8 protein-coding genes are annotated in these 14021 nt (G+C 73.5%); 7 read left to right on the top strand and 1 reads right to left on the bottom strand.

Annotated features, from left to right (window positions below; genetic code table 11):
- The first annotated feature begins 302 nt into the window (after positions 1 to 302).
- The 6 genes from JK364_RS55035 (at position 303) to JK364_RS04325 (ending at position 10775) form a co-directional block, all read left to right on the top strand.
- Positions 303 to 497: a DUF5999 family protein gene (locus JK364_RS55035; RefSeq protein WP_230991297.1), complete on the top strand. Its 195-nt coding sequence runs from the start codon at positions 303 to 305 to the stop codon at positions 495 to 497.
- Positions 494 to 991, top strand: coding sequence for an ATP-binding protein (locus JK364_RS04345; RefSeq protein WP_201847653.1), 498 nt, complete (start codon positions 494 to 496; stop codon positions 989 to 991). Before JK364_RS55035 ends, JK364_RS04345 begins: the two co-directional genes overlap by 4 nt.
- 331 nt (positions 992 to 1322) lie before the next feature.
- Positions 1323 to 4223 carry a helix-turn-helix transcriptional regulator gene (locus JK364_RS04340; RefSeq protein ID WP_201847651.1) on the top strand — a complete coding sequence of 967 codons (2901 nt, stop codon included), beginning with the start codon at positions 1323 to 1325 and terminating at the stop codon, positions 4221 to 4223.
- A 58-nt stretch (positions 4224 to 4281) separates the two neighbouring features.
- Positions 4282 to 7038: an AAA family ATPase gene (locus JK364_RS04335; RefSeq protein WP_201847649.1), complete on the top strand. Its 2757-nt coding sequence runs from the start codon at positions 4282 to 4284 to the stop codon at positions 7036 to 7038.
- Complete coding sequence (locus JK364_RS04330) at positions 7028 to 9838, top strand: LuxR family transcriptional regulator (protein WP_201847647.1); 2811 nt, start codon at positions 7028 to 7030, stop codon at positions 9836 to 9838. Before JK364_RS04335 ends, JK364_RS04330 begins: the two co-directional genes overlap by 11 nt.
- 331 nt (positions 9839 to 10169) lie before the next feature.
- Positions 10170 to 10775, top strand: a complete 606-nt coding sequence (locus tag JK364_RS04325; RefSeq protein ID WP_201847645.1) for a helix-turn-helix transcriptional regulator — start codon at positions 10170 to 10172, stop codon at positions 10773 to 10775.
- A 78-nt stretch (positions 10776 to 10853) separates the two neighbouring features.
- Here JK364_RS04325 and JK364_RS04320 read toward each other — a convergent pair whose 3' ends face one another.
- The gene (locus JK364_RS04320; protein WP_201847643.1) at positions 10854 to 12539 is read right to left on the bottom strand and encodes a PucR family transcriptional regulator; all 1686 of its coding nucleotides are present in this window, start codon (positions 12537 to 12539) and stop codon (positions 10854 to 10856) included.
- A 202-nt stretch (positions 12540 to 12741) separates the two neighbouring features.
- Between JK364_RS04320 and JK364_RS04315 the strand changes: the two genes are divergently transcribed.
- On the top strand, positions 12742 to 14001 hold the full coding sequence (locus tag JK364_RS04315; protein ID WP_201847641.1) for an aspartate aminotransferase family protein: 1260 nt from the start codon (positions 12742 to 12744) through the stop codon (positions 13999 to 14001).
- Positions 14002 to 14021 lie beyond the last annotated feature (20 nt).

Below are 14021 nucleotides of genomic sequence, written 5' to 3'. Positions count from 1 at the left end.
CCATCGATGCCTCGCACCGGCCCCGGGCGGGCGGGACCTGTGCCCGCGCACGGACCCGAAGCCCTGTTTCCAGGCTATGCCCGGGCCGGGGGCCGCCGCACCCACCCCGGGCGGGGCGGCGGGCGGATTTCACCGAGGGTGAGCGGCGGTCGCCCGGCCGTGACCGCCCCGGCGGGGGAGGGGAGCGGGACGGGTACCGATGCGGGGATATCTCCCCTCGCCGCGTCCGGCCGCGCCCGGCCAGGATGGTGGTCTCGGTGAGTTCCGCCGCCCCCTATGGCGGAAGATCGAAGGTTCGGACCATGTGCCTCCACCAACCCCAATGTCCTCCCGCCGACGCACCGGATCACGATTCGGCGCGCCCGGTGGCCTCCCACCCGGAGCAGGGATGGAGCCTGCTCTGCAACGGAGTGGTGATCTTCGCGGACACGGGTGAAATCCTTCCCGACGGGCGCGCCATCCCCGCCCCCCGGACCAGCCCCGACCCCACGCCATGAACGCCGCAACCCTCGCGAACGGATCCCCGATGAGCACCGCGCGCCGCCCCGACGCGGCGCCTCCCGCCACCAGCGGCGGGACGTCCTGGCTGCTCCCCTCCGAGCCGTCCTCGGTGCCGACGGCCCGGCGGCTGGCGCTCGCCCAGCTGTCGGCGTGGACGCTGCACGACTTCGCCGACGACGCGGAACTGCTCGTCAGTGAGCTGGTCACCAATGCTCTGCGGCACGCGGGCGGGCCGATCCGGCTGACGCTCTCCCTGTGCTCCGTCGACCGCGCCTTCCGCTGCGAGGTGGCGGACGAGGACCCCGGGCAGCCCCGGGTCCGCCGGGCGTGCGGCGATGACGAGGGCGGGCGCGGACTCCACCTGCTGGATCTGCTCTCCTGCTGCTGGGGCTCCATCCGCACGGCGGCGGGCAAGGTCGTCTGGTTCGAGCTCCACCCGCCTGCGATCGCCCTGGAGGCCGCCCTGGAAGCGGCCCGAACGACCCCGTGATCGTTCGCCGACGAAGGGAGATGCCAATAGACGACTTCACGCCTCGTACCCACACAGTGATACCGAACGGCCCGGAGACAGGAAGGTGAACGCCCTCACCACGCCTTCCGTCTCCGGGCTTCGCTGATCGCATTCCGGGCCCGGCCGATCGGGTTCCGGACTTCCGATCGGGTTCCGGACTTCACCGATCGGACTCCGGACGGGATGACCGATCGGGATTGCCTGACGACTGATCGGGATTGATCGTCGTCATTGTGCTCGTGTAATCTGCTGATCGCGTCAGCAGCACACCTTTCCGAAATTCTTCGCATTTGTGGCTCGAGGAGGCTGCGTGGTGGACCGGAAAACGGATTCCGGTTTACCCGGCGCGCTGGTCGGACGCGCCGCCGAACTCGCCGCGCTGACCGCCCACGCGGAGGCCGCCCACAGCGCCCGCTCCGGTCTGGTGGTTCTGTCCGGTCCGGCCGGAATCGGCAAGACCAGCCTGCTGCGCGCCTTCCTCGACAGCGACGCCTGCCGGAAGATGACCGTGCTGTACGGCGCCTGCGGTGAAGTGGTGGCCGGCGCCGGATACGGCGGCGTACGCGCCCTCTTCGGAAGCCTCGGACTCTCGGCCGAGGACGCCCAGGACTCCCCGCTGCTGCGCGGCAGCGCCCGCCGCGCCCTCCCCGCGCTCAGCCCCCGCCCCGGCGAGGAGGGGCCGCCCACGGCCGCCAGCGTCTACCCGGTGCTGCACGGCCTGTACTGGCTCGCCGCCAACCTGATGACCCAGGGCCCCCTCGTGCTCGTCCTGGACGATGTGCACTGGTGCGACGAGCGCTCCCTGCGCTGGATCGACTTCCTGCTGCGCCGGGCCGACCAGCTGCCGCTGCTGGTGGTGCTCGCCCAGCGCAGCGAGGAGGAACCGGTCGCCCCCGCGGCCCTGGCGGACATCCTCGCCCAGCCGCGCTCCGCGGTGATCCGTCTCGACCCGCTGACCGACGCCGAAGTGGCCGAAATGGCCCACCAGGTCTTCGCCGCCCCCGTCGCGCCCTCCTTCGCCGAGCGCGCCGCCGCCATCTGCGGCGGCAACCCGCTGACCGTCACCCGGCTGCTGCGCGAGCTGCGGGCCAAGGGCGTGGCGCCCGACGAGACCGGCATCCGCGAGATCGCCGAGGTCGGGAGTTACGTGGTCGCCCTGTCCGTGCGCGCACTCTTCGACGCCCGCCCCGGCTGGGTCCGGGACGTGGCCACCGCCATCGCGGTGCTGGGCGAGGAGGACGCGGAGCACATCGGCGCGCTGGCCGGAGTGCCCGCCGCCCGCGTCGCGGAGGCCGTGGAGCAGCTGCGCGAGGCCGATGTGATGGCACCGGACCGGGCGGACCTGGCCCATGCCGTGGTGCGCTCCGCGGTGCTGGAGGCCGCCGGGGCGGAGCGGCTGGCCGAGCTGCGCGCCAGGGCCGCCCTGCTGCTGAGCGACGCCGGACGGCCCGCCGAGGAGGTCGCCAACCAGGTGCTGCTGGTGCCCGGCACCCCCCAGCCGTGGATGGGCTGGGTGCTCCGGGAGGCCGCCGCCCAGGCCGAGCACCGCGGCGCCCCGGAGGCCGCCGCCCGCTATCTCTACCGGGTCCTGGAGGCGGAGCCGGACAGCCTGTCGGCGCATGTCCCGCTCGCCAAGGCGCTCGCGGAGATCAACCCCGCCGAGGCTATCCGCCTGCTCAAGCGGGCGCTCACGCTGGCCACCGACATCCGCACCAAGGCGCCCATCGCCGTGCAGTTCGGCCTCACCTGCCTCACCGTCCAGCAGTCACCGGCCGCCGTGCGGGTGCTCAGCGAGGTGCTCGACGAGCTCGAGGCCGAGCTGGGGCCCGACCCCGATCCGCGCGACCGCGAGCTGCGCACCCTCGTCCAATCGACACTGCTGATCAGTGGATCCGACGAGAAGGCCACGATCCACACGGTCCGGGAGCGCTTCACGCGGATTCCCGAACCCGCCGGGGACACCCCCGCCCAGCGCCAGATGCTCGCCATGATGACGGTCCTGTCCGCGATGGAGGGCCGCTCGGTGCGGCGGGCGGTGGGGCAGGCCCGCCGCGCGCTGAGCTCCCCGGACCGGCTCGACAACTGGTCGCTGCTCTTCTCGGCGTTCACCCTCGGCCTGGCCGACGAGATCGAGGAGGCGATGGAGACCCTGGAGCACGCGCTGCGCCACGGCCAGGACAACGCCGCGGTCTGGTCGTATGTGATCACTCTCTCCTACCGCGCCCAGCTGCTGCACGGTGTCGGCGCCATCCCCGACGCCCTCGCCGACGCCCAGACCGCCGTCGAGATCATCAGCGAGGAGCGCTGGGGCGCCAATGTGACCATGCCGCAGACCGCGCTCGCGACGATCCTGATCGACCGGGGCGAACCGGAGCGGGCCGAGGAGCTGCTGGCCGCCGTCACCCGGCCGAACCTGGACGGGTTCGTCATGGAGTACCACTCGTATCTCATGGCCCGCGCCCGGGCCCGCTGGGCGCTCGGCGACAGCGCCACCGCGCTGCGGCTGCTGCTCGACTGCGGCGCCTCCCTGGAGGAGTCCGGCTTCGCCAACCCGGTGTTCCTGCCCTGGTGGAGCGAGGCGGCCTGTCTGCTCGCGGCGGAGAAGCGGGCGGACGAGGCGCGGGACCTGGTCGAGCACGGCGCCGAGCTGGCCCGCCGCTGGAGCACCCCGCGCGCCTTCGGGCTCGCCGCCCTGGCCCGCGGGGTGACCACTCCCGGCGAGGAGGGCATCGCCCAACTCACCGCGGCGGTCGAGCACTTCTCCGGGTCGCCCGCCCGCTCCGAGCACGCCCGGGCCGAGTTCCTGCTCGGCGGGGCGCTGCTGGACGCGGGGCGGCCGCGCGAGGCCCGGGAGCGGCTGCGCTCGGCCGTCGACCTCGCGCAGGGCTGCGGCGCGCTCGCGCTCGCCAGGGACGCCCGCAGCCGGCTGGTGGCCGCGGGCGGCCGGATGCGCGAGATCACCGCCTCACCGGTCGACCTGCTCACCGGCACCGAGCGCAAGGTGGCCCAGATGGCCTCGCGCGGGGCGGGCAACCGCGAGATCGCCGAGTCGCTTTTCGTCACCGTACGCACCGTGGAGACCCATCTCACCAGCGTCTACCGGAAGCTGAGTGTCGGGCAGCGCGGGGAGCTCGCCTCGGTGCTGAAGACGCCGAGCCTTCCCGATCCACAGGCCCCCGCGTGGGTCTTCGCCTCACGCGGCCGACGCTGACGCGCGCACGGCGGCTCGGTGACAGGTTCACGCCCCACCCCAGGCATATAGTCACACCATGCAGCTCAACGGGCTCCCGTTCCCCGGCCGTGAACGAGAGCAGGCCATGCTCGCCCAGACCGTCGCCGATCTCGGCCGGGGCCGTTCCTCGGTGGTGACACTGATCGGCAGGCCCGGTTACGGACAGAGCCGCCTGCTGAACCTCGCCGCCCGGCTGGCCGAGGACCAGGGCTTCCGCGTGCTGCGCGCCAAGGCGACCCCCGGCGAGCGGGATGTGCGCTACGGCGTGGTGGGACAGCTGCTCGCCCCGATGGACGGACTCACCGAGGGCTCGATGAAGGCCCTGACCGGACAGGGGCCCGAAAGCCGCTTACCGGGCCTGACCGAGTTGCTGCGGACCGCCCGGGAGCGGCCCACCCTGCTGGCCGTCGACGATGTGGAATGGCTGGACCCGGCCTCGCTGCGCTGGTTCGGGGCACTGATACGGCGGCTGCCCGACGCCCTGATCGTGCTGCTGGTGAGCGGCACCGGCCGGCTCCGCCCCGGCGCGTGCCCCCTGTCCACCGCGCCGCAGCAGGTGATCACCCTCGAATGCGAACTGGCCCCGCTCGCCCCGCGCGACGTGGCCGCCACGGTCGCGCTGATCTGCGGCCGCCCCGGCGACAACGCCTTCATCTCCGCGGCCCTGGAGGCGAGCGCGGGCAACCCCGAGGTGCTGTCCGAGGCACTGCGCCGCTTCACCAAACACGGCTACGCGCCGGTCGCCGGGCGGGTGCCGGAACTGTCCACCATCGGCGATGCCGTGGGCGGTGACCACACCGTCCGGGTGCTCGGAGGGCTGTCCGACACGGCCGTCGCGCTCGTCCGCGCGCTCGCCGTCTGCGGCGATCTGCTGGATCTGCCCCTGCTGTACGCGCTCGCCGGCCCCCGCGCCGCGAGCGAGCCCGGACTGCCCGAAGTGCTCCAGGAGAGCGGGCTCGCCATCGCCTCCGGGACCGGGCTCCGGCTGAGCCGGCCCGAGGCGCGCAGCTGGATCCTCGCCGAGATGCCCGGCGACGAGCGGGCCGAACTCCACGCCCGCGCCGCCGAGTTGGCCTACCGGGCGGCCGTGGCCGACGAGGACATCGCCCGGCTGCTGCTCGCCGCCCGCCCGGTCGACGAGCCCTGGGTGATCCCCGTGCTGCGCCGCACCTGCGCCGCCGCACTGCGCGCGGGCCGGACCGCCCAGGCGATCGCCTGTCTGTCCCGGGCGCTGGAGGAGCCGCTGGACCCGGCGCCACGCGCCCAGCTGGGCCTCGAACTCGCCGCCATCGAAGTGCTCGCCGCCCCCGAGGCCGCGGGCCGCCGGCTGGCGGAGATCATCCGCACCGGGGACGGCGGGCCCGGCCGGACCCGGGCGCGCGCCGCCGACCTCGGACTCTCCCGCGGTGACGACAAGGCGCTGCGCCGCGCGATCGTCGACGTGCTGCCCTCGACCGACGGCGAGGAACGGGGGGCGCTGGCCGGGCTGTTCTGGCTCACCGAGTCCGACAGCCAGGACGACACCGATCTGGTCCCGGACGGAATCCCGCCGCTGCCCGACGACCCCACCTGCCCGGTGCAGGCCGCGGCGCGCGCCTGGCGGCTGGCCCTGCGCGGGGCGGACCTGCCCACCGCCCGGGCGCTGGCCCATCGGGTCTTCACCCTGGACGGCGGCGCGGGCGCCCTGATCCTGCCCCGGCTCACCGCCGTCCGGACCCTGCTGCTGACCGACGACCTGGACGAGGCCGAGGTCCGGCTGGACGTCCTCCACACCGACCTGCGCCGGCGGCACGCCCGCGCGGCCGCCGCCCAGGCCCTGGCCGTCCGCGGCGAGCTGAATCTGCGGCGCGGCCGGCTCGACATGGCCGAACGGGACGTGGCCGCCGCCGAGCGGTCGCTGCCCCGCTCCCTCTGGCACCGCTACACCGTTCCGTATCTGCTGGCCGTCCGGATCCTCATCGCCCTGGAGAACGGCGACCTCGGCCAGGCCGGTGTGCTCGCGGCCGCCTCCGCCCCCGCCGAGTCGCGCGAGGGCGCCTCCTGGGGCTATCTGCTCTTCGCCCGGGCACTGGTGGCCGTCAAGGACGACCGGCTGCCCGAGGCGGTGGAGCTGTTCCGGGCCACCGGCAGATGGCAGTTGGGCCGCGGGCGGATCAACCCCGCCCTGATGCCGTGGCGTTCGATGGCCGCCCGGGTCCACGATGTCCTCGGCGACCACGAGGAGGCACGGCGGCTCGCCGACGAGGAACTCGCGCTGGCCCGGTCGTGGGGCGCCCCCAACACGCTCGGCTGGGCCCAGCTGGGCGCCGGGCGGGTGGCCCGCGAGGGGCGGGGCGAGCGGCTCCGCGAGGCGGTGGCCACCCTGCGCGGCACCCCGGCCCGGCTCGCCTACGCGGGGGCCCTGATGGAGCTGGCCACGGCCGAACTCGACACCGGGAACCCGAGCGCCGCGGCCCCCCTGGTGGCCGAGCTGTTCACCTTCGTCATCGCCCACCGGCCCTCCAGCAAGCTGGTCGCGAAGGTGCGCGAGCTGTCCGAGCGGACCGGGCCCTCGGCCGTCCGCGGACGCGTCCCGCATCCGGCGTGGGCGACGCTGACCGAGCCCGAGCAGCGCACCGCCTCCCTCGCCGGACTCGGTCATGGCAACCGGGAGATAGCCGAGACCCTCTCCGTTAGCAGACGCACCGTGGAGCTCAGACTCAGCGGTGCGTACCGAAAGCTGGGGATCGGCGGTCGCGCGGAGCTGATCGCGTTACTGCGGGCGGCGCAGGGAGGCGGAATCGATGTTGCTTGAACGGGAGGCCGAGCTGGCGCAGGTCGCGGAGGCCCTGCGGGCCGCGGCGGCGGGGGACTCGTCACTGGTGTTGCTCACCGGCCCCCTGGGGACCGGCCGGACCGCGCTGCTGCACCAGCTGCCGATGCTCGCCGAGGGCGAGAAGATCAGGGTCCTGCGCGCCAACGCCGCGCCGATGGAGCAGGACTTCGACTTCGGCGTGGTCCGCCAGCTCTTCGACAGCCTGCTCACCGGCGCCCCGGAAGAGCTCCGCGGGCAGCGCATCGAGGGAGAGGTCGACCTCTGCCGGACGGTCTTCTCCGACGACGCACCGCCGCTCGACGAGAACGGGGCCGTCACCATCCCCGAGGAGGCGCTGTACGGCCTGCGCTCGGTGCTGGCCACCGCGAGTGCCGAGCGCCCGCTGCTCATCCTCGTGGACGATCTGCAGTGGGTCGACACCCCCTCGCTGCGCTGGCTCGCCTTCCTCGTCAAGCGGCTGCACGCGCTGCGCGCCGTACTCGTCTGCGCGCTGCGGGACGGCTACCGGCGCCCCGGGGACCCACTGCTGCGGGAGATCGTCGAGGCGGCGCGGCGGGTGCTGCGCCCCGCACCGCTGTCGCTGGGCGCCACCAAGGAAGTGATCCTCGAGCAGTTCGGCGTGCCGGGGGACGAGGAGTTCGCCCGCGCCTGCCACGAGAGCTCCGCGGGCAACCCGCTGTTCCTGAAGTCGGTGCTGGCGGACCTGGCCATGCGCGGCCACCGGCCCACCGCCGAGCATGCCGAGACGGCCCGCTCCCTGCGCCCCGCCCAGCTGCGCGAGCGGCTGGCCAGTTCCCTGCGCGCCCAGCCCCGGCCCCCGCGCGACCTGGCCGCCGCCATCGCGGTCCTCGGCGACCAGGCCGACCCGGACCTCCTGGGGCGGCTGGCCGGGCTGGACCCGATCGGCTTCCTGGCCGCGCTGCGCGACCTCCACCAGCTGGGGCTGATCGCGGCCGAGCAGGAGCCGCGCTTCCTCCACCGGGTGGTGCAGGACGCGGTCGAGTCCTCGATGACGGTGGCCGAACGGGAGCGGCTGCACGACGCCGCGGCGGCCCTGATGTACCACAACGGACGCCCCGCCGAACTCGTCGCCGCCCAGCTCCTGGCCGTCACCAGCTCCGACCACCCCTGGGCGGTGGAGGTGCTGAGGGCCGCGGCGGACACCGCGCTGCGCCGCGGCGCGCCCCGCACCGCCGCCCGCTATCTGCGCCGCGCCCTCCTGGACGGCTCGCTGACCGGGGAGGGCCGGGCCCGGCTGCTGATCGATCTGGCCACCGCGGAGCGCGGCTTCGACCCGGCCGCCTGCGAACGCCACATCTCCCAGGCGATCCCCCTGCTGACCACCCCCAGGCTCCGGGCCGCCGCGGCCCTGCGGATCTCGCCCACCATCGTGGGCCTGGGGCCCCCGTCGGTCATCGATCTGCTGCACCAGGTCGCCGAGGACCTGGGGCCCGCCGCCTCGCTGGAGGGCACGGCGCGCGATGTGGCGCTGCGGCTCGAGGCGCGGCTGCGGCACGCCGGACACGAGGACCCGGCGGAGCTGGCCGCGGCGGTCGAGCGGCTGTCCGCGCTGGGGGAGGAGCCGCCACTGACCACCTCCGCCGAGCGCGAGCTGACGGCGGTGCTGCTCAACGCGGCGGTGCTCACCGCCCGATGGCCCGCGGCCGAGGTCACCCGGCTGGCCAACCGCATCCTGGAGCGCGAACCGGCCACCTCCGACCAGGTCCACACCCCGCTGCCGCTGGTGGTGATCGGGCTGGTGGCCGCCGATTCGGTACGGGGGATCAGCTCCTGGCTGGCCATGGAGCAGCAGACGCGGCGGCGGGGCGGCACGGTCGTGGACGCGCTCGTCAACGTCCAGCAGGCCATGGTGCTCAGCGCCCGCGGCCGCGTCGCCCAGGCACGTGAATACGCCGAGCGCGCCGTGCGGCTGGCCGAGGTGCACTGGCAGGAGGCCGGGGTCGTCTCCACCCTCGCCCTCACCCGCGTGGCCCTGGACCTCCAGGACTCCGCGCTGATCGAGCGGATTCTGGACGGCCCCGGCCGGCGCCGCTCCTCGAGCCTGGCCCTGACCGCGGCGCTGCAGTTCGTCAAGGCGGCGCAGGACGCCGAGCAGGGCCGCTGGCCCGGCGCCCTCGAAACCCTCCTGGCCTGCGGCCGGCAGCTGGAGGCGTCGGGCTGGCGCAATCCCGTGCTCTTCTCCTGGCGGCCCTGGGCGGCCGACCTCCACCGGCGGGTCGGCGACCCCCACGCGGCCGGGGCACTGGCCGACGAGGAGCTGCTGCGGGCGACGGAATGGGGCGCCCCCGTGGCGCTCGGCCGCGCGCTGCGGGTGAAGGCCCGGCTGACCGACGGTGACCAGGGGGTGCGGCTGCTGCGCGAGTCGGTCGACGTACTGCGCGCCTCGGCCAATGAACTCGAACTCGCCCGCACGCTCGTGCTGCTGGGCAAGCGGCTGAGGCCGGGCGGCGGCGAGGCGGCGGCGGTACTCCGCGAGGCCGCGGCCCTGGCCTCGGCGTGCGGAGTGCCACGGCTGGTCGACCGGATCCGCGCGGCGGACGGCAGCGGTGCGGCGGCCGCCCCGCCGGAGGCGACCCTCACCCGTACCGAACGCACCGTGACCTCCCTCGTCGGACGCGGCCTGACCAACCAGGAGGTCGCGGCCGAGCTGGGGGTGAGCTCCCGCGCCATCGAGAAGCATCTGACGAGTTCCTATCGCAAGCTGGGCGTCTCCGGGCGGCGCGAGCTCATCGAGCTGCTGCCTCGCATGCATTCGTGAACGGAGCGTTAACGGCGATAATTGGACGCTGTTTGACGAGGATTCGTGAACCGACCGTACCGGCCCACCGAAGGGGTGGGGTGCGGACCGAACCTTCGGGGCACCCCACCACGGGATTGGGTGGCCACACCCCTGTTGACGTTGACTTCCGTACCCGTAGATCCCTAGTCTCAATTCTGAAATGAACATTCGGAATTGAATATCGGTATTCAATTCCGAATACTGAGAATTAGGAAGGGATGGCAGTCCCTTGGCATTGCCTTTACTAGCGGATTCGGCTCGGCCAACCCCCCACGAGCTTGGACACGAGCAGACCGAGTACACGGATCTATTGCGCCAGTTCGATCAGCCAGGGGCGTGTGTCGTCTGTCTCGACCCGTCGCTCATCGTCCAGCAGGCGAACCGGGAATTCTTCCGGCAGTTCGACGACGCCGCCTCGGACGTGTGCGGCCGTGACTTCAGTGACCTTGTCCACCCCAGCGTCCGACAGGCGCTGAAGCGGCAGTTCACCCGGCTCCTCGACGGCTCCCGCCACCGGTTCACCACCCATGTGGTGGCCATCGGGGCCGAGGGGGCCGCCTTCACCAGCGGGCTCACCGCCGTGGCGGTGCGCGAGGGCACCGCCCATGTGGCGTCGATCCTCGTGGTGATGCGTCCCACGGCGGGTGGCGAGGAGGTGGACATGGTCACCGACCGTAAGAAGCTCCTCACCGAGACCGAGGCGCGCATCCTGGAGGGCATCGCTGCCGGGCTCTCCACCATCCCCCTGGCCTCCCGGCTCTACCTCAGCCGGCAGGGTGTCGAGTACCACGTGACTCGGCTGCTGCGGAAGCTGCGGGTGCCCAACCGCGCGGCCCTCGTCTCCCGCGCCTACTCCATCGGCGTGCTCAACGTCGGCTGCTGGCCACCGAAGGTCGTCGACGACTTCGTCAAATGACCCCCGCGCCGCGGAAGTCCACGAACGCGCCACGGCCGGCCCGGATTCGATCCGGGCCGGCCGTGGCGCGTCGCCGTCTCAGGACGAGGCCGGGCCCCGGGACAGCCGCAGCAGACGGAAGGCGGTGAGCGCCACATGGAGCTGGGTGCGCTGCTCACCCGACTCCAGATCGCAGCCCAGCACCCGCTCCACCGAGTGCAGCCGCTGGTAGAACGCCTGCCGGGACAGATTCGCGCGCTTGGCGGCCACCGTCTTGTTGCCCGCCGCGTCCAGGAAGGTGTGCAGTACCGGCAGCAGATCGGTGCCATGCCGCTCGTCGTAGTCCACCAGCCGTCCCAACTGCCGCTCCACGAACTCCTGGAGCCGCACATCGCCGCGCAGCGCGTACAGCAACTGCCGCAGCCCGATGTCGGACAGCTCGTGGAACGCCTTGTCCGGCGTCCCCGGAACGGCGGCGTCCGCGACCCGCGCCGCCTGCTGGAACGACCGGGCGGTCTGCGACAGGTCCGACACCTCCGAGCCGACGCTGATCACGGCGTCCGGCCGGAACTCCCGCACCGACCGGCTCAGCCGCTCCACCAGCGGCCGCCAGGGCGTGGCGGCGGTGAGGGCCAACAGCACCCCTATGTGGTCACCGGGCACCGCGCCGACCAGTACGGCGGCCCCGGCGGCCCCCAGCTCGTCCGTCAGCCGGTCCTCCAGCTCGGTCGTCTCCCCGGCGCCGGGCCCGGGGCTGACCAGCACCACCATCAGCCGGCGGCCCGCGACCGGCACGCCCAGCGCCTCGGCCCTGGCCCGGGCCTCGCCCCTGGAGCGGCAGCGCTGCTCCACCAGGTCCAGCAGCAGTGTGCGCTGGGCCCGCCGCTCCCAGCGGGTGTGATGGGTGAGCCGGGCGATGGTCAGGGCCGTGGCGGTGCGCTCCAGGACCATCGCGTCCTCGGGGCCGACCGCCGGGTCCCGGGCCCCGTCCGGGAGCATCAGCAGCCGCCCCCATCGCTCGCCCCGGTACTCCACCGCGGTCACCAGCCAGTCCTCCGGACCGCTCAGCCCGGTCCGGTCGGGTGAGGGCGTGGCGCGCGAGCGCCGCTCCCAGCCGGTCAGCGCCCCCTCCACCCCGCGCCCCGGTGAACCGCAGATGACGGCCTGGTGCACCAGGTTCTCCAGCACCACGGGGTGCCCGCTCATCTCGGCGGCCATGTCCACCACCTCCTCCGGCCCGGCGCCGCGCAGGGTCAGCGCGGTGAAGGTGTCATGGACGTCCTGGGCCCGGCGCAGGCTCTCCACCTGACTGCCGACGATCAGGGAGTGGAGCACCTGGGTGACCTCCACGAAGTTCACCGTCCGCGAGAGCAGGACGAGCGGGAAGTCCCGCGCCAGACAGGCCCGGACCAGCTCCGAGGGCGGCCGGTGGTAGCGCCGCACCAGCTCGATGACCAGCCCGGCGGCGCCGACGTCCGCGAGCTCGTCGACATACCGGCGGACCAGCGCCGGATCCTCGGGCAGCGGCATCCCGGTGGTCAGCACCAGCTCCCCGCCCTTGAGGAAGGACGCCGGGTCCAGCAGCTCGGTGATGTGGACCCAGCGGACCGGCCGGTCCAGCTGCCCATGGCCGGAGACCACCTCCGGTGCCCCGGCGGCCAGCACCGGAAGCCGCAGCACCTCGGAGAGGCCGAGCGGCGGACGCCCCGGGATCCGCGGGGGTTCGGCGGGCCGGGTCAGCGGCCGTCCGGCAGCGTCGTACGCGGTGCCGCCCGAGCCGTTCATGCGGCTCACTCTGGCAAGCCCGTACGCCGAACGCAACCACGATCCCGGCCGGCCTCTTGACAGGGACCGTCCCCGGGGTCGTTGACAGATCGTCCATAGCGATCACCACCCCGCGACACAGTGATCATTGTCCTGACCGGGTCCGCCCCCTCACCCTCGAAGTGTCCGAGCGCATCGTCGATCCGTGGGTGTGGGAGAGAACATGACCAATCTGTCGCCGCAGCTCCGTCAAGCCACTCCGGTGGTCGCCGTCCGCGGAGAGGGCGCCTACGTCGACGGCGAGGACGGTCGGCGATACCTCGACTTCACCGCGGGCATCGGCGTCACCAGCACCGGGCACTGCCATCCGCGGGTCGTCGCCGCCGCCCAGGAGCAGGTGGGCACCCTCATCCACGGCCAGTACACGACCGTGATGCACCCGCCGCTGCGGCGGCTGGTCGAAAAGCTGGGCGAGGTGCTCCCCGCGGGCCTCGACAGTCTGTTCTTCAGCAACTCCGGCAGCGAGGCCGTGGAGTCGGCCCTGCGCCTGGCCCGCCAGGCCACCGGCCGGCCCAACGTCCTGGTCTGCCACGGCGGATTCCACGGCCGCACCGTGGCCGCCGCCTCCATGACCACCTCCGGAACCCGCTTCCGGTCCGGTTTCTCCCCCCTGATGAGCGGCGTCGTGGTGACCCCGTTCCCCACGGCCTACCGCTACGGCTGGGACGAGGAGACCGCGACCCGGTTCGCCCTGCGGGAGCTGGACTACGTCCTGCAGACCATCTCCCCGCCCGACGACACCGCCGCGATCATCGTCGAACCGGTGCTCGGCGAGGGCGGCTATGTGCCCGCCACCGAGGGGTTCCTGCGGGGCCTGCGGGAGCGGGCCGACCGCCATGGCTTCCTGCTGATCCTGGACGAGGTGCAGACCGGGGTGGGCCGCACCGGACGGTTCTGGGGGCATGACCACTTCGGCATCCGCCCCGACATCCTGGTCACCGCCAAGGGGCTGGCCAGCGGCTTCCCACTGTCCGGCATCGCCGCCTCCGAGGAGCTGATGAACAAGGCCTGGCCCGGCTCCCAGGGCGGCACCTACGGCGCCAACGCCGTGGCCTGCGCGGCGGCCGTCGCCACCCTGGACGTGGTCCGCGAGGAGAACCTCGTGGCCAACGCCGAGGCCATGGGGGCGCGGCTGCGCAGCGGTCTGGAGGACGTGGCCGCCAAGACCCCCGCCATCGGCGATGTGCGCGGCCTCGGCCTCATGCTGGCCAGCGAGTTCGTCACCGCCGACGGCGAGCCGGACCCGGCGACCGCGGCCCGGGTGCAGCGCGCCGCCGTGGACGAAGGGCTGTTGCTGCTCCTGTGCGGCGCCTGGAACCATGTGGTCCGGATGATCCCCGCCCTCGTCGTCGACGAAGCGGCGATCGACGAGGGTCTGCGCGCCTGGTCCGCCGCCGTCAGCGCCGGAACAGCGGACTCCTGACGCGCACCGCACATCACCCA

The organism is Streptomyces endocoffeicus (assembly GCF_016741935.1).
In the GTDB taxonomy this organism is placed as follows: domain Bacteria; phylum Actinomycetota; class Actinomycetes; order Streptomycetales; family Streptomycetaceae; genus Streptomyces; species Streptomyces endocoffeicus.
The sequence above is the reverse complement of the archived record's forward strand: the minus strand, read 5'-3'. Positions and strand labels throughout refer to the sequence as shown.

Bases quoted from the DNA above. Each gene is read 5' to 3' on its own strand.
- JK364_RS04345 (WP_201847653.1), top strand. From the start codon at position 494: ATGAACGCCGCAACCCTCGCGAACGGATCCCCGATGAGCACCGCGCGC.
- JK364_RS55035 (WP_230991297.1), top strand. From the start codon at position 303: ATGTGCCTCCACCAACCCCAATGTCCTCCCGCCGACGCACCGGATCAC.
- JK364_RS04335 (WP_201847649.1), top strand. From the start codon at position 4,282: ATGCAGCTCAACGGGCTCCCGTTCCCCGGCCGTGAACGAGAGCAGGCC.
- JK364_RS04330 (WP_201847647.1), top strand. From the start codon at position 7,028: ATGTTGCTTGAACGGGAGGCCGAGCTGGCGCAGGTCGCGGAGGCCCTG.
- JK364_RS04315 (WP_201847641.1), top strand. From the start codon at position 12,742: ATGACCAATCTGTCGCCGCAGCTCCGTCAAGCCACTCCGGTGGTCGCC.
- JK364_RS04320 (WP_201847643.1), bottom strand. From the start codon at position 12,539: ATGAACGGCTCGGGCGGCACCGCGTACGACGCTGCCGGACGGCCGCTG.